Raw genomic sequence first — 20,428 nt, 5'->3', positions numbered from 1 at the left:
AATCAAAGGTATTGAAGGGGAAGAGGTTATGAAACGTGTGATCGCTTTGGCGTGTTGCGCCAGCTTAACCGCGACGGGTTTCGCCATTCCAAGTTTTGCGAGTTCAACCACGCGGATCCAATTGTCCAATGACCGGATCGCGCCGGTACCGCCGCCTGTGTCAGGTCGCGATTATTGCCGTCGGCCTGCGGCGTTGCCGGATCTGGGTGATGAACAACAGGTCAATCAACAGTCAAAACCATCGTCACCGCGCGGGGGCAGAGCCTATTCATCGGCCGCGCCAGCGCCGCCCATGGCAGTGGCCGCGCCTCCACCGCCATCGGCCGAAGCAGCGGGCAGTGGTGACACGATCTCCGTCACCGGAAGCCGCGCAGCGGCAGGGGCTGATCGATCGGCGGTTGCGCGGTCTTTGCCGCCGCGACCCCGTCCGCCTATGCCCGGCCCGATCCCACCACGCCCACCACAACCCCAACCGCAATCGGGTCTGCTGACTGCGGGTGAACACGACGATCTGCTCAATCCAGAGCTTTACGAAGATTACAAACGCAAGAGCAATCTTGGTCAGCAAATCCAAAGCCTGCCCAATGTCGATACGGGTCGTTTGTTGACCGTGGAATTGCGCGATCGGCGCGGGCGCAGCGTACCCTTTGCTGAGGTCGAAGTGCGGTGCGAAGACGGCAATTCGATCACGTTAAAGACGGTTGCCGATGGCCGCGCTGTGTTCTTCCCCGGTATGGACCGGTTGAGCGATGATGTCTGGGTGCGGGCCGGGGGCAGCGATTGGCGCGCCGTGCGTTTGTCGAATGAACCGGGCGCGCAAACCGTATCCATCACACAAAGGCGCGCCGCGCCCGCTGTACAGAAACTCGATCTGGCAGTGGTGGTGGATGTCACCGGCTCGATGTCGGATGAACTCGCCTATCTCCAAACCGAATTGACGGCAATTATTGGTGCGCTCGAAACGCGTCATTCCGATCTTGATGTGCGGGTGGCGTTTACGTTCTACCGCGATCAAGGCGATCAATTCGTCACGCGGACGTTCGATTTCGACGGTAACGTAGACCGCGCACAAGGCCGGTTGGGACAACAAGTCGCCATGGGCGGCGGCGATTATCCCGAAGCGATGCAGGATGCGATGATTCGCGCCGCGCGGTTGGATTGGCGCGATGACGCGGTGAAAACACTGTTGCTGGTGGCCGATGCGCCGCCGCACAATCGCGATGTCGATAAAACGTGGCTGGCGGCAGAACATCTGCGCAATGAACGGGTGCACATCGTCCCGGTGGGCGCATCGGGTGTGGCCGATATGGCCGAATATGTCATGCGGGCGATGGCTGCAGTCACTCAATCGCGTTACACGTTCCTCACCGATGATAGCGGGATCGGAAATCCGCACGCCCCACCGGCGATCGATTGCTATCTAGTCACGCGGCTCGATCATTTGCTGCGCCGTGTCATCGACAGCCAATTGTCGGGACGCCGGGTTGAACCGTCGCAGAATGAAATTGTGCGCGCCGTTGGCCAATATGATGCGGGTCGATGCGTCCTACCGCCCGATTTTCAGGCCAGCCGCGTAGAGACGGGGGAAGACAAGCCGCAGCAAGCGGGCTAGAGGCCTTGCGAAATGCGCGAGAGGGTGGGTTGACGTAGCGCCCAAACCCGGCCCACCCTCGCGTGTACGTACACGTGTAAGGATTTCAGACCTCTACCATGCAGCTTGTCATTGTTGAGTCGCCGGCCAAGGCGAAGACTATCGAGAAATATCTGGGCAGCGACTTTAAGGTCCTCGCCTCATATGGTCACGTGCGCGACCTGCCGCCCAAAGATGGCAGCGTGCGCCCGGACGAAGATTTCGCGATGGATTGGGAACTGTATCGGGACAAACAAAAACGGTTCAAAGAGATCGCGGATGCCGCAAAAGACGCATCGCGCCTCGTTCTCGCAACTGACCCTGACCGCGAAGGCGAAGCGATCAGTTGGCACGTCCAAGAGCTTTTGAAGAAGCGCAAAGCGTTGCCGACCAAGGTGGACCGGGTCACATTCAACTCGATCACGAAAAAGGCCGTGACCGATGCGATGGGTGCCCCGCGCGAATTGGATCAACCTTTGATCGACGCCTATTTGGGCCGTCGCGCGCTGGATTACCTTTTTGGATTCACGCTCTCTCCGGTTTTGTGGCGCAAATTGCCGGGTGCAAAATCGGCCGGACGGGTGCAGTCGGTCGCTTTGCGATTGATCGTTGATCGGGAACGCGAAATTGAGGCGTTTAAACCCGACGAATATTGGTCTGTCCTCGCCAAAATGCAGCATGATGGGACCGCGTTCGATGCGCGGCTGGTGCGGTACAAAGGTGATAAGCTCGAAAAGCTTTCGCTGGGCGCGGAAGGCATCGCGATGGAGGCAAAGGCCGCCGTCGAGGCAGGCCGGTTCACCGTTGAGGCGGTTGAGACAAAGCCGTTAAAGCGCAATCCTTCGCCGCCATTCACCACATCGACCATGCAACAAGAAGCCGCGCGCAAGCTGGGCTTTTCGGCCAGCCACACGATGCGGTGTGCGCAATCTTTGTACGAAGCGGGCGCGATCACATACATGCGGACCGATGGCGTTCAAATGGATATGAGCGCTATTATGGCCGCGCGCGATGCGATCGAAGAACGCTTTGCAACCGAATATCGGCCGGAAAAACCGCGCTTTTATTCATCCAAAGCCAAAAACGCGCAAGAAGCGCACGAAGCGATCCGCCCAACCAATTTCAGCCGGGATAAAGCCGGGTCGGGCGATGAGGCAAAGCTGTATTCGCTCATCTTCAAACGCGCCATGGCCAGCCAAATGTCCGCCGCCCAAATGGAGCGGACCACGGTCACTATGCGCGACGCCACCGGTCAGCACGAACTGCGCGCGACCGGCCAGGTTATCAAATTCCCGGGCTTCCTTGCGGTCTATCAGGAAGGCTTTGACGACAAGGAAGAAGATGAGGACGGCCTGTTGCCGGCGATGAAAGAGGGCGATGCTCCGGCGAAGACAGCCGTTGAAGCAACGCAACATTTCACACAGCCACCGCCGCGTTTTTCCGAAGCGTCTTTGGTCAAACGGCTTGAGGAATTGGGCATTGGTCGCCCATCCACCTACGCCTCAACGATCCAAACTCTGCGTGATCGCGACTATGTTCGGATGGAGAAAAACCGTTTCTTTGCAGAGGAAAGCGGACGTTTGCTCACGGCCTTCCTCGAACGGTTCTTCCCCACCTATGTCGCCTATGACTTCACCGCCGGGATGGAGGATGAGCTTGATACCGTGTCCGACGGACGCGAAGATTACAAAACTCTGCTCGCCAAATTCTGGAAGGATTTTAAGCCCAAAACCGAAGAGGTCATGGAAAAGCTCCCGAGTGAAGTGACCGAAGTTTTGGACGAGTATCTGTCCGACTATCTGTTCCCCGAACGCGAAGACGGCAAAGATCCCCGTCACTGTCCGCTTTGTGAAACAGAGGGACGCGAAGGAGGCCGGATTTCGCTTCGTGGCGGCCGGTTTGGCGCGTTTATCGCGTGTCAGAACTACCCCGAATGCAAATACACGCGCCGCTTTGCACAGCCGGGCGCGGATGGCGAAGATAGCGGCCAAGACGGTTTGATGGGTACTCACCCGGAAACCGGCGCGGAAATTCACCGCAAATCGGGACGTTTCGGCCCCTATGTCGAAATGGATCACGAAGAGAAGAAAAAGCGCGCGTCTATTCCCAAAGACCTCGACGATTTCGATTTGGATTGGGCAGTCAAACTTCTCGACCTGCCGCGCATCATCGGCGCACACCCGGAAACGACGAAAGACATCGAAGCCGCAATTGGGCGGTATGGCCCGTATCTGCGCCACGATGGCAAATACGCAAAGCTGACCAGCACGCGCGACGTGTTCGACACCGGTATGAACGCGGCGGTCACATTGTTGGCCGAAGCCGCCAATCGCAAAGGCGGCGGCCGCGGCAAAGCAGAACCGATCAAGACGCTGGGCGAACACCCGACCAGCGGTGGAGAAATCAAGGTCATGCCGGGGCGTTACGGCCCTTATGTGACCGACGGCACGACCAACGCGACCATCCCCAAAGATGTGAAGCCTGAGGACGTCGAAGCCGCGCAAGCGATTGAGTTGATCGATGCCCGCGCTGCAAAGGGTCCGGCGAAGAAAAAGCGCAAGAAAGCCGCGCCGAAGAAGAAAGCAGCTCCTAAGAAAGCGGCTGCGAAGAAGCCAGCGGCAAAGAAGGCGACAGCGAAGAAGGCACCGGCCAAGAAGCCCGCTGCGACAAAGGCGGCCGAATAAACCAAAGGCGGCCCATGATCCAAGATCGGGCGCGCCAACGGCCCATGGGCGGCATTCCTAACCGCTGTTCGCATTTCATTTAGTATTATCCCCTATCCCCTTTCGGGAGCTTGGGGACGACACTGTGATTGAAATCGAAGTTCAGAACGAAACACACCAAACGCAGGAGCGCATGCGCTTTTCCGCAGTGCCGCGCATTGGCGAAGGCATTAGGTTGCGTGAACCTGACGGGGTTTGGGCCAGCTACGATGTGTTGGATGTGTGGTATCAAAAGGCCGAATTTGGCGATGTATGGATGCCGTATCTGCACATTTGCATCACGCCGGGCGAGGCCGATATTGTCGATGAGAGCGTGAGACAGCACTCGCACGTTGCGGTTGAACCCGCCGTACCTGTGGCGCCCGTACCAACCGCGCCAGCCATGCATCCCATGGCAACGCAGGCGCCGCAAACGCATCCGCAACCAGAATCCGAACCCGAACCCATTGGCGCGTATGATCACGAAGACGCCGCGCATGATCTGGGCACGGAAAGTCAATTTGCCTCGCTTGCCGGGGAGGCCGAGCCATTCAAAATCTAATCAAACGCACAACGGGCGCGCACAAGCGCGCGGCCGATCTTGAACGTCAAGAACGCGCAAAACAGCACGCGGCGGAGCAATCGATCACGATTGCAGAGCCAGCGCCCCATGGCGCAGGATCGCAAGATGTCGATGCCATTGTTCGCGCGGCCAAGGCGTTGCGCGATGGCGCGCCGGTTGCAGAGGTTCAACAGGCACCGGTTAAAACCTGTCTAATCGTGGATGACAGCCGTGTTATCCGCAAAGTTTCGTCGAAAATCGCCCGCAGCCTGGGCTACGTTCCGGTTGAGGCGCAGGACGGCATGGAGGCTTTGGCCCGGTGCAAACGCGGCATGCCCAATCTGGTTTTGACCGATTGGAACATGCCAGAGATGGACGGGCTGGAATTTGTCACTGCTTTGCGAGCCATTCCGACGCCTAATCCCCCGACCGTTGTGTTCTGCACGTCCAAAGGGCATGTCGAGGACATCCAAGAGGGGATTCAAGCCGGCGCGGATGACTACATCGTCAAACCGTTCGACGAGGCGGCTCTTCGAGCGAAGTTGGAGCGGCTTGAGGTCGACTAGTCCTCTCGCCAATTGGCTGTGCACCCGTTAAAGGGCATGCCATGGGCAAAGAACATTTCGAACGTCACAAACAACCGTGGAACGCCGAAGAAGCGGGGCGGTTGAAACTGCTCGCGTCAAAGGGGCAGGGGTTGAAACAGATCGCAAAGGCATTGGGCCGCAGCGAGGATTCAACCAAGAGCTTTGCCAAACAGCAGAAGATCAAGATCGCTAAGAAGCGGTAGGGGCGGAAAGCATGGTCGCTTCAATGATGATCGGTTTGGCAGCGGCGGGCGCGTTGGCCTTACCTTCGGTCGACCCACAAGACGTTCACCGCGCGACGGACCAAGTGCCGGTTGTAAGCACGAATCCATCTTGGTCGACAGAGGCGCTCATTTTTGTCGATCAATCCGGCGATGTGTTCGAATGCACGACGCAGCATTCCGAAGGAAGCGAGCGCGTCTTTAGGCAATTGTGCCGTGAATTCCGTAGATTGAAGGTCGAAGCTGCGAGCGATCGTGAGGGACGGCCGATCCACGGTGTTTTGGGCATTCGTGTCACCAGATTCCCTGGTGCGGAACGCGATGCAGGATCGGTTACGGAATATCCGGACATGATGTTGCCACTGCCAAACCTTCAGGTTGCCGGGATGGTCAGTGCATTGGTCGAAGTGGAAACGGACGGGCAAATCACGCATTGCGAAATTGCTTTGTCGCCGGACATTGCAGACACCGCCTCACAACAAGCTGTCTGCGATTTTTTGCTGACTGTCCCGATTGCGCCGATGATCGGCACGGATGGCCATGCCGTTCGCTATGTCCGCTTGGTCAAGGTGTTTGTGAACGGTTGAAACGGTCCCGATCAAACGGTCACTTAACCCAATCCAGCCCCATTTCTTCAAACACTTCTTTGTCTTCGCTCCATCCTTCGCTGACTTTGACGTGAAGGAACAAATGCACCTTTACGCCCAAAATTTCGGCCAGTTCCGCGCGGGCCGCTTCGCCAATGGCTTTGATGCGCTGCCCGCCTTTGCCCAGAACGATGGGTTTTTGGCTGTCGCGGGCGATCACGATTTGCTGGCGCACTTCGACGCTGCCGTCTTTGCGCACTTCGTAGCTTTCCGGGCGCACCGCGGCGTCATAGGGCAATTCTTCGTGAAGCTGAGCATAAAGCTGTTCACGGGTGATCTCGGTCGCAAGCAGGCGCTCTGATGCGTCGGAAACCTGATCCTCGGGATACATCCATGGTCCCGCGGGCATCAATTTCGCCAAGGCTTCCTTCATTTCGGACACACCGTCACCGGTAAGCGCGGAGACAAAGAACACCTCGTCAAACGCGATCCGTTCGCCCAATTCCTGTGCCAGCGCGAGGAGGGGTTCTTTCTTGGCCCGATCCACTTTGTTGAGGACGAGGATCTTTTTCTCAGGCCGTTTTTCCAACGCCTCGAGCAGCGGAATCAACTCGTGGCGCCGTTGTTTGATTGGGTCGACGATCAACAACACTGCATCGGCGCTTTCCGCACCTTCCCAAGCGGCGCTAACCATAGCGCGATCCAGACGGCGGCGCGGTTCAAAGATACCGGGCGTGTCGACAAGGATCATCTGAACGTCGTGTTTGGGTTCCCCATGCAACGCAATTCCCAACATACGGGCGCGCGTGGTTTGCGCCTTGGCGCTGGTGATGGCGACTTTTTGGCCGACCAATTCATTCACCAATGTGGATTTGCCTGCATTGGGCGCGCCGATAATCGCGACGACACCGCATTTCGTATCATCGGTCGCGTCGCCCAACTCATTCACCGTATTCACGTTCAACCGAATTCCTCCAAGAATGCTCTCGCAGCGAGCTTTTCCGCTTCGCTCTTGCTTGTGGCGGTGGCCTTTGCGGCGCCTACCGAATGTATGCTCACTTCAACGGTGAACCGGGCCGCATGATCCGGACCGCTGCGTTCAATGATGGCGTATTCTGGCATGGCGCGTTTGTTGCCCGCAGCCCATTCCTGCAACGCGCTTTTGGGGTGTTTTGATTTGCCCGCATCGCCATCCAGTTGGCCGGCCCAAAGCCGATAGACGCAATCGCGCGTAATGTCGTATCCATTTTCGACAAAGCTGGCGCCCAACAACGCCTCCATCACATCGCCAAGGATATTGTCGCTGTCGGCGCCGCCGTCCTCGCGGGCCTGTTTGCCCAATCGGATGTGGTCCGATGTGCCTATGGATCGTGCGATCCGCGCGCAAGTCGCGCCGCTGACCAATGCGTTGAGCCGTTGGGACAATTTTCCTTCTTGCCCGGTGCTGTCGCCGAACAACCAACTGGCCACGGATAGACCCAAAACCCGGTCGCCCAAAAATTCCAACCGTTGATAATCGGCATCGTAGTCGGCGCCTTTGCCGTGAGAGCGCGCATTGGGGGCGGTGGAATTGAAACTGCCATGGGTCAAAGCTTCGACCCACACCTCTTCGTTGCGGACGGTGAAACCGGTTGCGGTCAACCAATCGCGTGTTTCTGATGGCAACTCGTTCATCGTGTTGTTCCGATCATTGGGGTGCGATCACAATCCATTGCCAATCCGGCTCCAACGTGCGGCGGTAAACCATGTCCATGGCTTGATCCATTCCGCGCTGCCATCGGTGGACCACATGATGATCGTCGCTTCTCCGACCAAATTGGCCTGAGGGACGATGCCAACCGCATCGCCGGAGCGCGCCTCAAACCGGCTGTCGCGGGAGTTATCTCGATTGTCGCCTAAGACAAACATGTGCCCTTCGGGGATGACCGTCGGGGCAAAACTGTCGGCGGGCGTGTTGCCAAAATCCAAGACGGTGTATTGGCGGCCGTTCGATGACCCATCAACGGGTATAGTTTCGCGGAATTGTGTGTACCGGCAAACCTGTTCGCCGGCGTCGTTGGTGGCCTCTTGCCCGCCCCACGCACACGATGTGTTGATGGAAAGCGGGATTTCGAAATCGTCGATCGCTTCGCGTTCAATCATTTCGCCGTTCAACAAAATGCGCCCTTCGACCATCGCGATGCTATCGCCAGGCAATCCGATCACGCGTTTCACGTAATCGGTTTTGTCGATCGGATGTTTGAAGATTACAACATCGCCGCGATCCGGCTGCGTCGCCAGAACCCGGCCGGGGATCAACGGCGCGCTGTAGGGCAGCGAATAGCTGGAAAAGCCATAGGGCCACTTCGCCGCAAGCAGATAATCGCCGTTCCAAAGCCGGGGAAGCATGCTTTCCGATGGGATGGAAAAGGGCGAAAAGATAAAGCTGCGGAAGATCAAAACCGCCAATAGCAGTTTGAAAAGGAACCAAAGAAAGCTTGCAAAGCTCTCTTTTTGCTCCCCTGATTCATCGGGGCCTGCGCCGGTATTGGGCGCATTATCCGGGGACGCGGGAGAGGGCGACAGAGATTGGGTCTTAACATTCATCACCGCTCCCCTTACTCGCGGCTACAGTTTGCGCAAAGGGGTTTGCCCAATGACTGATCACACAAAAATCACTGACGCTTGGACGCGGCTGGCAAAATTGCCGCAAACCACGCTTTCTGACCTGTTTGCCGCCGATGGCGATCGCGTTGCCAAAATGAGCCAACGGATCGACGCGGATCTGGGCGAATTGGGGCAATTGGGGATGTTGCTGGATTGGTCAAAGACCCATCTGGACGATGCGGCCTTGGATGTGTTCGAAGATTTGGCGCAGACCGCCGGTTTCGATGCGGCGCGTGATGCGTTGTTTGATGGTGGCATTGTAAACCCCACCGAAGGGCGACCCGCAACTCATGGCGCAATGCGCGGCAGCGGCACCGAAGCGGACGTCGAAGAAGCCGAAGCGTTGCTGGCGCGGATGGGAATGTTGGTCGAAGCGATCCACGAAGGGGCGTTGGGCACAATCAAACACCTCATCCATATCGGCATTGGCGGATCAGCGCTGGGACCTGCCTTGGCGGTGGATGCGTTGACCCGCGATTTGAAACTGGTTGATGTCCATGTCGTTTCGAACATCGATGGCCTGGCGCTAGAACAAGCGTTTGCCGCCTGTGACCCGGAAACCACGTTGATCGCGGTGGCATCCAAGACTTTCACAACGACCGAAACCATGACCAACGCGAACAGCGCGCTAAAATGGTTGGCGGATAACAAAGTGGATGATCCTTCGGGTCGGATCGTCGCCCTGACCGCAAACCCGCAAGGTGCGGTGGATTTTGGCGTGGATGAAACACGCATCCTGCCGTTTCCCGAAAGCGTCGGTGGCCGCTATTCACTCTGGTCCAGCATCGGTTTCCCGGTCGCTTTGGCCGTGGGTATGGAAGATTTTCAAGCGATGTTGGCGGGCGCCCAGGCGATCGATACACATTTCCGCGGGGCCAATGGGCGGACCAATGCGCCTTTGCTCGCCGCGTTCGGTGATCTGTATTACACGCGTATTCGCGGGTGTCAGACACGCGCGGTGTTCGCGTATGACGAACGCCTCGCTTTGCTGCCGGACTATCTGCAACAGCTGGAAATGGAATCGAACGGCAAAAGCGTTCGTGCCGATGGCGGGCCCATCACCCAACCCACCGCGCCGGTAACGTGGGGCGGGGTGGGCACCGATGCTCAACACGCCGTGTTCCAATTGCTGCACCAAGGGACGCATTTGATCCCGGTCGATTTCATCGCAACCGTTGCACCCGGCGATGAATTGGACCCGGCGCATCATCGCAATTTGTTGTTGAATTGCCTTGCGCAAGGGGCGGCGCTGATGGCTGGCAAGCAATCGGACGATCCCGCTCGCAATTATCCCGGTGACCGTCCTTCTGCGATGTTCTTGCTGGATGATATCGATGCTGCCACTTTCGGCGCGATGATCGCGTTCCATGAACACCGCACTTTTGCCGCGGCGGTGTTGATGGGCATCAACCCGTTTGATCAATTCGGTGTCGAATTGGGCAAAGCCATGGCGAAATCGATCGACAGCGGTGAGGGTGACTTTGACGCGAGCACGTTGGCTTTGATGGCGGCGGCTGGGCTTAAGGTTTAGAGATTCTCGAGCTTCAACCTCTGTTCATCTTCGGGGCTCTAAATATGAATATGCGTCGTGGGCGGCACTGTCCTCCACACGTCGCCATTTTGGGAAGCGGTGTGAGCGGTATGAACCCGGCTCACTCCAATTGGCCATCACGTTTTTGGTCTGATGTCAGATTGTTAAGCATGGTTGGCATGATTCTCCCGATTCACGACGCAAACCAACGTTCAATCGCAACACTGTTACTCTGATGTGTACAATCTCGCATGCAAGTTTCGCTGCGGCGCAGCATTAGAGTCCGATTTGCACTTTCACCGAAACTGCGTATTTTCGCATTCCTGTCGCAGCTTCCCCCGCTCGTTTTCAAAGGTCCTTACCTGCTATGTTTTTGTTTGCCATTCTTGCGGCGCCTGTCGCGGCCTTTGCGCTTAACCCGGCAGAACCGGCTGAATTGGACGGGGCGCAATCAGACGAAGTGACCTTGGAAATCCAAGAAACCGAGTTGGAAGAACGGGTTGCGACGCGCGCCATTGAAGTGGCCGTCGAAGAAGAAGTGATGACCGCGATGCCCGTGCAATTGGTATCATGGGATGGCGACTTTGAATTTATGAAGACCTCGCGCCGCTTGCGCATTTGGCGTTCGCACATTGCTTACAATTTGACCGTTGATGCCGAAGGGAATGCGACCGGTTGCGAATTGACCGAAACGTTCCGGATGCGCCGCGTGTCGGATAGTTTGTGCGCCGTGTTGATGGAGCATCATACTTTTGAACCCGCGCATGATGAAAGCGGCACTCCGGTTGCTGGCGAATATTCCGCGCGGTTGGCTTATGCCGAAATGTACGAGCGGTTGAATTAATATGGCGGCCAAGCGGCTTTTGGTTCACCCATTGGCGGCATTGGCGCTTTCTACAACTCTAACAGCGATACCCGCGACAGCGGCGGCATCTACGGCGGCTTTGCAAGGCGAGCCGACTGACGAAGCCGCGCCGATGGGCAAAGCCGAGCCGGAATTGATTGCGTTTGATGGCATAAACCTTTTGGCGCGTGCGGCATCTCGCCAACGGATTTTGTCGCAGGAATTGACCTTTATCATCGCCGTTGACGCCATTGGCACGCCGACCCATTGCGAAACCAAGCGAAAATTCCGCCGCGCGGCGACCCAAATCGATCTGTGCCGACCCATATTGAACTATTCGCGTTTCAGCCCGGCAACCGACGCATCGGGCAATCCGACGGCGGGCCAGTATGAGATGAACATCAATTACAATTCGATGATTGCCCGGCGGGGCCCGCCCGGCTCGAACGATGATGATTGACTTTTAAGGGGCGAACCCCCATTTGCGCCGCACATGAGGCGTTACAGCCAGCGTGAAGCGGCCGGTCCGATCGGATCCGCCTCGGCTACGCCTCGTACCAAATTTCCCTACTTCCCTTTTCACGCGGGCGGTTCCTAAACCCCGCGCTTCGCACGCCCTATTGGCGCGTGCGCGTCGCACATATTGCGAGTCACAATGACACAATTTTCGGACCTCGGTCTATCTCAACCTGTTCTTCAAGCCCTTGATCTAAAAGGGTATTCGACCCCAACCCCGATCCAAGAACAGGCAATCCCGCCCGTTCTTGAAGGGCGCGATTTGTTGGGCATTGCGCAAACTGGCACCGGTAAAACGGCGGCATTCATGCTGCCTGCTATCGATCGGTTGCGCGCATCGGACAACAACATTCCATTCAAATCCTGCCGTATGCTGGTGCTGGCCCCGACGCGTGAATTGGCGATGCAAATCGCTGCCAGCGCAAAGGATTACGGCGCGCTTGCAGGATTGAAAGTGCAATCCATCGTCGGCGGTACATCGGTCAACAAAGACCGCAACAAACTGCACCGTGGCACCGATATTTTGATCGCGACGCCGGGCCGTTTGCTCGACCTGATCGATCAAAAAGCGTTCAATCTCGGCTCAGTCGAGGTGCTCGTCTTGGATGAAGCCGATCAGATGCTTGATCTTGGTTTTATCCACGCATTGCGCACCATCAACAAATTGGTGCCAGACAACCGTCAAACGCTCTTTTTCAGCGCAACGATGCCGAAATCGATCAAGGAATTGGTCAGCGGATATTGCAAAAACCCGGTCCAAGTGTCGGTCACTCCGGAAAGCACGACAGCCGAGCGGATCGAACAATTCCTCTTCATGGTTCAACAGGATGAAAAGCAAGCATTGCTCGAAATGATCCTGTCGGGCCGGCACGAAACGCCGGGGGAACTTGAACGGATATTGATCTTTACCCGTACGAAGCACGGCGCGGATCGCGTTGTGAAAAAGCTAAGCCAGCGCGGCATCCAAGCCAACGCAATCCACGGCAACAAATCGCAACCGCAACGTCAGCGCGCGTTGGATGAATTCCGTCGGGGCAAAACGAATGTCCTAATCGCGACCGATGTTGCCGCGCGCGGGATCGACATCCCGGGCGTTAGCCACGTCATCAATTATGAATTGCCCAATGTGCCCGAACAATATGTGCACCGCATCGGAAGGACTGCGCGCGCCGGCAAAGATGGTGTTGCAATCGCGTTCTGTGCCGAGGATGAGCGCGCTTATCTCAAGGATATTCAAAAGACGACAGGCGCAGAATTGGACCGACTGCCTTTGCCGGACAATTTCCGTGCGGTTGTCGAAGGGGTCGGACCGACAAAACCGGCACCACGTGGGCAAAACCGCGTGTCGAGCAAGCGGATCAAACCGCGCCCAACCGGCGCTAGCAAGCCGCGCGGCGAGGGCGGGAAAAACTCTGGTGTCAAACACCCTGATCGTAAGGGAAAGCCGGGCGGTAAACCCGGTGGCCGTCCCGGCGGCGGTCGCCCTGGTGGCGGTCGGCCCGGTGGCGGTCGTCCTGGCGGGCGGCGCGGCGGCGGCGGTGGTCGTGGCGGCAATCAGGGCGGCGGGGGCGGCGGGCAACGTTAAGCCCGCTATCCCGGCCTATTGACGCGGCAGACCATCCGGATTTTTTCGCAATATCGCGATCAATTCTAAGCGAAAATTAAGCATACGGCCTCTAAGTGACGATCACCGTTAACGAAGAGGCCGACCGCTCCCATGATCAGAACTGATACCACCCTGATTGTAGGAGCTGGGGCCAATCGCGAGATTGAGATGCCCGATGGGCCGGATCTTTTGTCAAAGATTGCCGGTGGCTTTGAATTTGAACGTCTCGATTCCGAGGTAAAGTCCCGGGATCTGGTGAATTTTTCGATCCTGTTTCAACGTGTCGCCGGCGAACTCGACATGACCTATGACGAATTGGTCGCGGGCGCGATGGCGATCCGCGATGCGACTTTGGTCAGCACGTCGATCGACGCGATCCTCGAACAATATGGCCACGATCCGGCTGTGCTTGCCGCGGGTAAATTGGCGATTGTGTATTACACGCTCCAAGGGGAATCGAAATCGACCATGGCGGTTGAACCGCGCGCCTCGGGTGAGCTGCCGTTGCGGGGGACCGACAATTGGTTGTTCCAATTGGGTCAATTGATTGTGAAAGGCGTCCCGCGCGCTCGGGCCGAAGAGGCTTTTGAAAAGCTTTCGATCGTGTGTTTCAATTATGACCGCGCAATTGAACATTACCTGCCATGGGTGGTTCAACGCGCCTTTGGCATGACCATCGACGAAGCCAATGAACTGGTCGCGAACCGGCTGCGTATTGTGCATCCCTATGGCGTTGTTGGCCGCCTGCCGTGGCAGGGGGATGAGGAATATGGCGCGGTTTGGGGGGACACCGATCCCGACAACATCGTGCGTTTGTCAAAACGGATCTATACCGCCAGCCAACGTGCCAATTCGCGTCAATTCCAATCCTATCTGCGGTCGGAAATGTCGCGCGGCAAACGGCTTGGCTTTTTGGGATTTGGGTTTGATCCGATGAACGTCGCCATGCTGTTCGATCAATTGGAACACGACAATCCCGATATGCTCGTCAGCCTTGTCGACATCAGCCCGACGCAGCAAAAGGCAATTTTGCGGCTGATCTATCGTCTTACCGGGATCGAAGATGAAAGCCGGATCACGCTTGAGAATATGAAAGCGTCGGAATTGTTGCGCGATTACGGGCGATTCCTCGAAAGCTGATTGGCGACGTGTAACTTACCCCTCCATTCTCCCGTATTGCTGTTGGCAATTCACGGGGAGAAGGCCATAGGCTGATCCCTGTATAGGAAGGGAATTGAGCGATGGCTGAGGCCGAATTTGACTACGATCTTTTCACAATTGGTGGCGGTTCCGGCGGTGTCCGGGCCAGCCGTATTTCGGCCTCGCATGGCGCAAAAGTCGCCATCGCAGAGGAATACCGGATGGGCGGCACCTGTGTTATTCGCGGCTGTGTGCCCAAAAAGATGTTGGTTTACGCTTCCATGTTCGCCGAAGAATTGGGCCATGCGGCGCATAAAGGGTGGACCCTAGGCGAAAAGAGCTTTGATTGGCCGACGCTGCGCGATTTCGTGAACAGCGACGTCGATCGCCTCGAAGGGCTGTATGACGGCACATTGGGCAATGCCGGGGTCGAGGTGTATTCCGAACGCGCCGTCATCACCGGGCCCAATTCCGTGCGGCTTGCATCGGGCAAAGAAATCACGGCGAAGAAGATCCTCGTTGCAACGGGTGGGTGGCCGATGCTTCCCGAATTTGATGGCAATGAACATTGCATCACGTCCAACGAGATTTTCCATGTCGAAGAATTCCCCCAACGTTTGATGGTGTTGGGCGGCGGGTATATTGCCGTAGAATTCGCCGGTATTTTCAACGCATTGGGCGGTGATGTTACACTGGTCAATCGCACGGATACGATCCTGCGCACTTACGATTCGGACATCGTTGATCGATTGCCGGTTGTGATGAAAGCGCGCGGCATGGACCTGCAATTGGGCACTGTCGTTGATAGCGTGGCGAAGAACGATGATGGATCGTTCACCGTGACGCTTACTAATGGCGTGACCAAGCAAGTTGATCGAATCTTGGTCGCCACTGGACGCAAACCGAACAGCGAAGGTCTGGGCCTCGAAACGGCGGGCGTTGAGCTAGGCAAAGCCGGCGAAATCCTCGTCGATGCCTACAGCAAGACCAGCTGTGACAGCATCTATGCCGTCGGTGATGTGACCAACCGTGTGCAATTGACCCCGGTGGCCATCCGCGAAGGGCATGCCTTTGCCGATACGGTGTTTGGGAACAATCCACGCGCCGTGGACCATTCATGCATCCCTAGTGCGGTGTTCTCACAACCTTCGATCGCGTCGGTTGGTCTGACCGAAGCCGAAGCGCGCAAAGAGCATGGCGATATTGCGGTCTACACGTCCGACTTCCGTCCGATGAAAAACATCTTTTCGGACCGGATGGAACGCGGGCTTTATAAGATGGTGTGCCATGGCGAAACGGGGCAGGTTCTTGGCCTGCACATGATTGGTCCGGAATCAGCGGAGATCATTCAGGCGGCGGCGGTCGCGATCAAAGCAAAGCTGACAAAGGCCGATTTCGATGCAACCACCGCAATTCACCCCAGCATGGCCGAAGAGTTGGTGCTCCTGAAGTAAATTGCGCTTTGCAACTGGCCCGACTACGCTCCCGTCGAACGGGGAGTAGGAAAGCAAGATGTCGAGCACAATTTTGGTAACCGGCGGGACCGGATATATTGGCGGCGAGCTTATAGATCAATTGCTCGCCGCCGGTAAAACGGTTCACACCACCGTGCGCAGCAAAGCCAAAAGCGAGCTGCGTTTGCGCACGCGTTGGGGCGATGCGGGCGAACGGCTTGCAGTATTCGAAGCGGATTTGGAAAGCGATGCAGGGTGGGCGGAAGCGTGCGCTGGATGCGATGCGGTTGCGCATGTGGCCTCTCCCTTTCCCTTGGCTGCACCCAAGAACGACGATGAACTTATTGTCCCTGCGCGCGAAGGTGCCTTGCGGGCGTTGCGCTTTGCCGATGGGTCGGGGGTCAAGCGGTTCGTTTTGACAAGCTCGGCCGCCGCGATAGCCTATGGTCACCCGTTGGAAAAGAAGCACTTCGATCATTCCGACTGGACCGACGCGGCGTCCCCCAGCGTGGCCGCATACGCAAAATCCAAAACCATCGCGGAAAAAGAGGCACGTGCATGGGTCGCGCAGAACGCACCAGACATGGTGTTCTGTTCGATCAATCCGGTCGCCGTTTTCGGACCGATCGCGAATGACGATTTGTCGACATCGATTGAGATGGTTCAAAAGATGGTCGATGGATCGATCCCGTTGGCGCCCAATATGGGTATTGGCGTAGTCGATGTGCGCGATGTTGTGCGGGCGCATTTTGCGGCGTTGGAATTGCCCGATGACACGGTGCGCGATGGCCGTTTCCCTTTGCAGGAAAAGTTCATGTGGATGCGCGACATGGCCGCCACATTGCGTGCCCGCGCGCCTGAGCTTGCGGGAAAGACGCCCACGCGGCCAATGCCCGATTTTCTGGTTAAATTGCTGTCGCCATTCTTGAACGAGATGAAGATGTTGAAAAGCGAGCTTGGCAAAACGCGCGATGTCGATGGTTCACACTCGGCCCAGGTCTTGGGCTTTGACTACATTGCCGCTGAGCAGACGTTGGAAGACACGCTGCGCAGCTTGGCCGAACATGGGTTGATCAAATAATCATGAATCTGAATGAAAAGAGTGTCTTACTGACCGGTGGGACCAACGGCATTGGCCGCGAGATTGCGCTGCAATTAAAGGATAAGGGCGCTCACGTTGTTGTGACCGGGCGCAATCCCGAACGGATCGCCGCGATGGAAGCGGCGGGGTTTGAAACAATGGCCGCGGACCTATCCAACGCGGCCGGGGTTGATGCCCTTATCGCGCAATGGGGCGATCGTCCCTTGGATGTCTTGTTGAACAATGCTGGACAATTGGTCGATCACGATTTTCGTAAAGGTGCAGTGGATGCGGACGCGGCCGATGTTGCGATCTATGCCAATTTGAACGCCCCAATCCGTCTAATTGCTGGTTTGATCGATGCGCTAAAGTCGCGCCCATCCTCCGCCATCGTAAACGTGACCAGCGGTTTGGCGATTTCTCCCGCCGCGCGTCAGCCGGTCTATTGTGCGACCAAATCGGGATTGCGCTTTTACACCCTGTCCTTGCGGGAACAGCTAAAAGAGACGGCGGTGCGCGTGATTGAGGCATTGCCTCCCGTTGTTGATACGCAAATGAACGACGGCAATCCGATGAAGAAAATGCCCGCCGAAGAATGCGCACGGCAGATTGTCGAAGCGCTTGAGAAAGATCGGAATGAAGCGAATATCGGTATGACGAAGGCGTTGAGATGGGCGGAATCCCTATCGCCTTCTTTGGCTCGTAGTGTGACGTTGAAATTTTGATATGCAGTAAGAAATTTATGTAAAACATAAAATACATGTTGTTTTATGAAATTTCGACGCTATCAACGCTCCCAGATTGAGGTCTGGGAGTTTATGATGTCTGCAAAATTCATCCGATTTGTGCTTGAGGCGGTGATCGCCTTGTTCTTTATCGCCGCTTTCCTTTTGATCGGCCGGGCGACGGCATCCGCGTTGAATGGGGATTTTGGCGTGCTGCAATGGCCGGTTCAGGCGGGAGCCTATGGCCTTGAAATGGCGATGAGTGATAGCGCGATGGTCAATTTCACGGACGGCACTCTGCAAATTTCGGATCAGCCGCTTTGGCACGCGATCGATCTGGGCTTTTCCTTCGCGACAATTGCGCTTTTTATCGCTGCACTGATGGTGCTTCGTTCTGTTCTAACCGGTTTTGCGCAAGGCGAATTGATCAACGCCGAAAACGCACAAGCGCTTAGGAAAATTGGACACATCCTGCTTACAGTGTGCGCGTTATCCGTGGTGCAGGCGCTGGTTCTCCAACCCGCTATCCTTGCCGCTGTGACGCCTGTCGATGGGACTGTCTTGCACCCATCATTGTCGTGGGATGTGCAGGGGGCGACGAATATTTGGCTGCATTATGATCCGCCCATCATTACGTTCGCATTGGGCGGTTTGGCGCTGCTGTTTTCTGAGGCGTTCAAAACGGGAACCGCGTACCGCAATGATAGCGAAAGTGTGGTGTAATGCCGATAGTCACAAATCTTGACGTGATGATGGCCAAACGAAAGATCAGTTTGAAAGAACTGGCCGAGCGGATTGGCATTTCCAACACCAATTTGTCGCTGTTGAAAACAGGCAAAGTGCAAGGCGTTCGGTATCGAACTTTGGAGGCTTTGTGTCACGAATTGGACTGTCAGCCGGGCGACATTTTGGAATATCGACCCAGCGACGAGGCAACGCCCCATGCGGCGGATGCGGATTAAAACACCGCGACAATAGCGTTTTTGATACGTTGACCCTGCGGCTAGGGTCCGGCAACGGACTTGTCACGTGTGCAACAATGCCAAAGGGCCTGATTGAATGTCTGCCAATATTGCTGAAATGGAACGCCGTCGCGAAGCCGCCAAAATGGGTGGTGGGCAAAAGCGGATCGATGCTCAACATTCCAAAGGCAAACTGACCGCCCGCGAACGGCTCGACGTGTTGTTGGACGAAGGCAGCTTTGAAGAGGTCGACACCTATGTCGAACACGACTGCGTCGATTTCGGCATGGAAGAGCAAAAGATTCCCGGCGATGGTGTTGTAACCGGCTCGGGCACGATCAACGGCCGGTTGGTCTATGTCTTTTCGCAAGATTTCACCGTCTTTGGTGGATCGTTGTCCAAACGGCATGCGGAAAAAATCTGTAAAGTGATGGACACCGCCATGAAAGTTGGTGCGCCGGTAATCGGCCTCAACGATTCCGGCGGTGCGCGGATTCAAGAAGGCGTCGCCAGTCTTGGCGGATACGCCGAAGTGTTCCAACGCAATGCCTTGGCCAGCGGCGTCGTGCCGCAAATCAGTTTGATCATGGGACCGTGCGCGGGCGGGGCGGTGTATTCCCCAGCGATGACCGATTTCATCTTTATGGTGAAAGACAGCTCTTACATGTTCGTCACCGGCCCCGAAGTGGTGAAAACGGTCACCAACGAAGAAGTGACACAGGAAGAATTGGGCGGCGCGATCACCCATTCCACCAAGACTAGCGTGGCCGATATCGCGTTTGAAAACGATATAGAGACTTTGTTGGCAACCCGCCGGTTCTATGACTACCTGCCCCTGTCCAATCGCGAAGATCCTCCTGTGGTCCCCACAAATGATCCGTGGGACCGCGAAGAAGTGTCGCTCGACACGTTGATCCCGGACAATGCGAACCAGCCTTATGATATGCATGAGGTGATTTCGAAGGTACTGGATGACGGCGATTTCTTTGAGATTCAGCCGGGTCACGCCGCGAACATCATCTGTGGTTTTGGCCGGGTCGAAGGGCGCACCGTGGGTGTTGTCGCGAACCAGCCGATGGTTCTGGCCGGTGTGCTCGACATCAATTCATCCAAAAAGGCCGCCCGGTTTGTGCGGTTCTGCGATGCGTTCGAAATTCCGATTGTCACCTTGGTCGATGTTCCCGGCTTCCTGCCCGGTACGTCTCAGGAATTGGGCGGCATCATCAAACATGGCGCGAAATTGCTGTTCGCCTATGCTGAGGCAACCGTGCCCAAAATCACCATCATCACCCGCAAAGCATACGGCGGCGCATACGATGTGATGGCGTCAAAACACCTTCGCGGTGATCTCAATTATGCATGGCCCACAGCGGAAATCGCGGTGATGGGCGCGAAAGGTGCGGTGGAGATCATCTTCCGCAAGGATCGCGGCGATGCGGAAAAGATCGCGGAAAAAACCAAAGAATACGAAGACCGCTTTGCCAACCCATTTGTGGCCGCATCGCGCGGATATATCGATGAGGTGATCCACCCGCATTCCACGCGCCGCCGCATTGCCCTTGGGCTTCGGAAATTGCGGACCAAAGTGTTGGAGAACCCGTGGAAGAAACACGATAACATTCCGCTCTGATCCT

Annotated in this window: 20 protein-coding genes; 17 read left to right on the top strand and 3 right to left on the bottom strand. The window is 56.5% G+C overall.

Annotated features, from left to right (window positions below):
* Positions 1-28: 28 nt before the first annotated feature.
* From BQ8290_RS13575 to BQ8290_RS13550, 6 genes are all read left to right on the top strand, one after another.
* Positions 29-1,612, top strand: coding sequence for a VWA domain-containing protein (locus BQ8290_RS13575; RefSeq protein ID WP_108791174.1), 1,584 nt, complete (start codon positions 29-31; stop codon positions 1,610-1,612).
* A gap of 98 nt (positions 1,613-1,710) precedes the next feature.
* Entirely contained in the window at positions 1,711-4,314 is a 2,604-nt protein-coding gene (topA, locus tag BQ8290_RS13570; RefSeq protein WP_108791172.1) for a type I DNA topoisomerase, read from the top strand.
* 124 nt (positions 4,315-4,438) lie between these two features.
* Positions 4,439-4,894, top strand: a complete 456-nt coding sequence (locus tag BQ8290_RS15235; protein ID WP_337661413.1) for a hypothetical protein — start codon at positions 4,439-4,441, stop codon at positions 4,892-4,894.
* Positions 4,895-5,052: 158 nt separating this feature from the next.
* Positions 5,053-5,460, top strand: a complete 408-nt coding sequence (locus tag BQ8290_RS13560; RefSeq protein ID WP_108791170.1) for a response regulator — start codon at positions 5,053-5,055, stop codon at positions 5,458-5,460.
* Between the two features lie 41 nt (positions 5,461-5,501).
* On the top strand, positions 5,502-5,684 hold the full coding sequence (locus BQ8290_RS13555) for a hypothetical protein (RefSeq protein WP_108791168.1): 183 nt from the start codon (positions 5,502-5,504) through the stop codon (positions 5,682-5,684).
* Between the two features lie 11 nt (positions 5,685-5,695).
* Positions 5,696-6,289, top strand: a complete 594-nt coding sequence (locus BQ8290_RS13550) for a hypothetical protein (RefSeq protein WP_108791166.1) — start codon at positions 5,696-5,698, stop codon at positions 6,287-6,289.
* A gap of 19 nt (positions 6,290-6,308) precedes the next feature.
* On the opposite strand, the gene era is transcribed toward BQ8290_RS13550, so the two are convergent.
* From era to lepB, 3 genes are read right to left on the bottom strand one after another with little or no spacing between them, the layout of a single operon-like run.
* Positions 6,309-7,247 (bottom strand): GTPase Era, encoded by a 939-nt coding sequence (gene era / locus BQ8290_RS13545; protein ID WP_108791164.1) that lies wholly within the window; start codon positions 7,245-7,247, stop codon positions 6,309-6,311.
* Positions 7,248-7,249: 2 nt separating this feature from the next.
* Positions 7,250-7,963 carry a ribonuclease III gene (gene rnc / locus BQ8290_RS13540; protein ID WP_108791162.1) on the bottom strand — a complete coding sequence of 238 codons (714 nt, stop codon included), beginning with the start codon at positions 7,961-7,963 and terminating at the stop codon, positions 7,250-7,252.
* Between the two features lie 27 nt (positions 7,964-7,990).
* Entirely contained in the window at positions 7,991-8,875 is an 885-nt protein-coding gene (gene lepB, locus BQ8290_RS13535) for a signal peptidase I (protein ID WP_108791160.1), read from the bottom strand.
* A gap of 49 nt (positions 8,876-8,924) precedes the next feature.
* Here lepB and pgi point away from each other — a divergent pair, with 49 nt between their 5' ends.
* The 11 genes from pgi (at position 8,925) to BQ8290_RS13480 (ending at position 20,424) form a co-directional block, all read left to right on the top strand.
* Positions 8,925-10,466: a glucose-6-phosphate isomerase gene (gene pgi, locus BQ8290_RS13530; protein WP_108791159.1), complete on the top strand. Its 1,542-nt coding sequence runs from the start codon at positions 8,925-8,927 to the stop codon at positions 10,464-10,466.
* Between the two features lie 367 nt (positions 10,467-10,833).
* The gene (locus BQ8290_RS13525; protein WP_108791156.1) at positions 10,834-11,310 is read left to right on the top strand and encodes a hypothetical protein; all 477 of its coding nucleotides are present in this window, start codon (positions 10,834-10,836) and stop codon (positions 11,308-11,310) included.
* A 1-nt stretch (position 11,311) separates the two neighbouring features.
* Positions 11,312-11,770, top strand: coding sequence for a hypothetical protein (locus BQ8290_RS13520; RefSeq protein WP_108791154.1), 459 nt, complete (start codon positions 11,312-11,314; stop codon positions 11,768-11,770).
* A 195-nt stretch (positions 11,771-11,965) separates the two neighbouring features.
* Entirely contained in the window at positions 11,966-13,411 is a 1,446-nt protein-coding gene (locus BQ8290_RS13515) for a DEAD/DEAH box helicase (protein WP_108791152.1), read from the top strand.
* A 132-nt stretch (positions 13,412-13,543) separates the two neighbouring features.
* Positions 13,544-14,572 (top strand): SIR2 family protein, encoded by a 1,029-nt coding sequence (locus BQ8290_RS13510; protein WP_108791150.1) that lies wholly within the window; start codon positions 13,544-13,546, stop codon positions 14,570-14,572.
* Between the two features lie 101 nt (positions 14,573-14,673).
* A complete protein-coding gene (gene gorA, locus BQ8290_RS13505; RefSeq protein ID WP_108791148.1) occupies positions 14,674-16,026 on the top strand; it encodes a glutathione-disulfide reductase in 1,353 nt (450 codons plus the stop codon).
* Between the two features lie 58 nt (positions 16,027-16,084).
* Complete coding sequence (locus BQ8290_RS13500; protein WP_108791146.1) at positions 16,085-17,107, top strand: NAD-dependent epimerase/dehydratase family protein; 1,023 nt, start codon at positions 16,085-16,087, stop codon at positions 17,105-17,107.
* Between the two features lie 2 nt (positions 17,108-17,109).
* Positions 17,110-17,832, top strand: coding sequence for an SDR family NAD(P)-dependent oxidoreductase (locus tag BQ8290_RS13495; RefSeq protein WP_108791144.1), 723 nt, complete (start codon positions 17,110-17,112; stop codon positions 17,830-17,832).
* Between the two features lie 93 nt (positions 17,833-17,925).
* A complete protein-coding gene (locus BQ8290_RS13490; RefSeq protein ID WP_337661412.1) occupies positions 17,926-18,555 on the top strand; it encodes a hypothetical protein in 630 nt (209 codons plus the stop codon).
* Positions 18,555-18,794, top strand: a complete 240-nt coding sequence (locus tag BQ8290_RS13485; RefSeq protein WP_108791140.1) for a helix-turn-helix domain-containing protein — start codon at positions 18,555-18,557, stop codon at positions 18,792-18,794. Before BQ8290_RS13490 ends, BQ8290_RS13485 begins: the two co-directional genes overlap by 1 nt.
* Before the next feature lie 97 nt (positions 18,795-18,891).
* Positions 18,892-20,424 carry a carboxyl transferase domain-containing protein gene (locus BQ8290_RS13480; protein WP_108791138.1) on the top strand — a complete coding sequence of 511 codons (1,533 nt, stop codon included), beginning with the start codon at positions 18,892-18,894 and terminating at the stop codon, positions 20,422-20,424.
* Positions 20,425-20,428: the final 4 nt, after the last annotated feature.

It is taken from the genome of Erythrobacter sp. Alg231-14 (assembly GCF_900149685.1).
Classification (GTDB): domain Bacteria; phylum Pseudomonadota; class Alphaproteobacteria; order Sphingomonadales; family Sphingomonadaceae; genus Erythrobacter.
Note: the sequence above shows the minus strand (reverse complement) of the source record. Positions and strands in the feature narration are given on the sequence as shown.

Excerpts from the sequence above, each read along its gene's own strand:
- BQ8290_RS13575 (WP_108791174.1), top strand. The coding sequence starts at position 29 with ATGAAACGTGTGATCGCTTTGGCGTGTTGCGCCAGCTTAACCGCGACG.
- topA (WP_108791172.1), top strand. The coding sequence starts at position 1,711 with ATGCAGCTTGTCATTGTTGAGTCGCCGGCCAAGGCGAAGACTATCGAG.
- BQ8290_RS13555 (WP_108791168.1), top strand. The coding sequence starts at position 5,502 with ATGGGCAAAGAACATTTCGAACGTCACAAACAACCGTGGAACGCCGAA.
- BQ8290_RS13550 (WP_108791166.1), top strand. The coding sequence starts at position 5,696 with ATGGTCGCTTCAATGATGATCGGTTTGGCAGCGGCGGGCGCGTTGGCC.
- rnc (WP_108791162.1), bottom strand. The coding sequence starts at position 7,963 with ATGAACGAGTTGCCATCAGAAACACGCGATTGGTTGACCGCAACCGGT.
- lepB (WP_108791160.1), bottom strand. The coding sequence starts at position 8,875 with ATGAATGTTAAGACCCAATCTCTGTCGCCCTCTCCCGCGTCCCCGGAT.
- pgi (WP_108791159.1), top strand. The coding sequence starts at position 8,925 with ATGACTGATCACACAAAAATCACTGACGCTTGGACGCGGCTGGCAAAA.
- BQ8290_RS13525 (WP_108791156.1), top strand. The coding sequence starts at position 10,834 with ATGTTTTTGTTTGCCATTCTTGCGGCGCCTGTCGCGGCCTTTGCGCTT.
- BQ8290_RS13520 (WP_108791154.1), top strand. The coding sequence starts at position 11,312 with ATGGCGGCCAAGCGGCTTTTGGTTCACCCATTGGCGGCATTGGCGCTT.
- BQ8290_RS13515 (WP_108791152.1), top strand. The coding sequence starts at position 11,966 with ATGACACAATTTTCGGACCTCGGTCTATCTCAACCTGTTCTTCAAGCC.
- BQ8290_RS13510 (WP_108791150.1), top strand. The coding sequence starts at position 13,544 with ATGATCAGAACTGATACCACCCTGATTGTAGGAGCTGGGGCCAATCGC.
- gorA (WP_108791148.1), top strand. The coding sequence starts at position 14,674 with ATGGCTGAGGCCGAATTTGACTACGATCTTTTCACAATTGGTGGCGGT.
- BQ8290_RS13500 (WP_108791146.1), top strand. The coding sequence starts at position 16,085 with ATGTCGAGCACAATTTTGGTAACCGGCGGGACCGGATATATTGGCGGC.
- BQ8290_RS13495 (WP_108791144.1), top strand. The coding sequence starts at position 17,110 with ATGAATCTGAATGAAAAGAGTGTCTTACTGACCGGTGGGACCAACGGC.
- BQ8290_RS13490 (WP_337661412.1), top strand. The coding sequence starts at position 17,926 with ATGATGTCTGCAAAATTCATCCGATTTGTGCTTGAGGCGGTGATCGCC.
- BQ8290_RS13485 (WP_108791140.1), top strand. The coding sequence starts at position 18,555 with ATGCCGATAGTCACAAATCTTGACGTGATGATGGCCAAACGAAAGATC.
- BQ8290_RS13480 (WP_108791138.1), top strand. The coding sequence starts at position 18,892 with ATGTCTGCCAATATTGCTGAAATGGAACGCCGTCGCGAAGCCGCCAAA.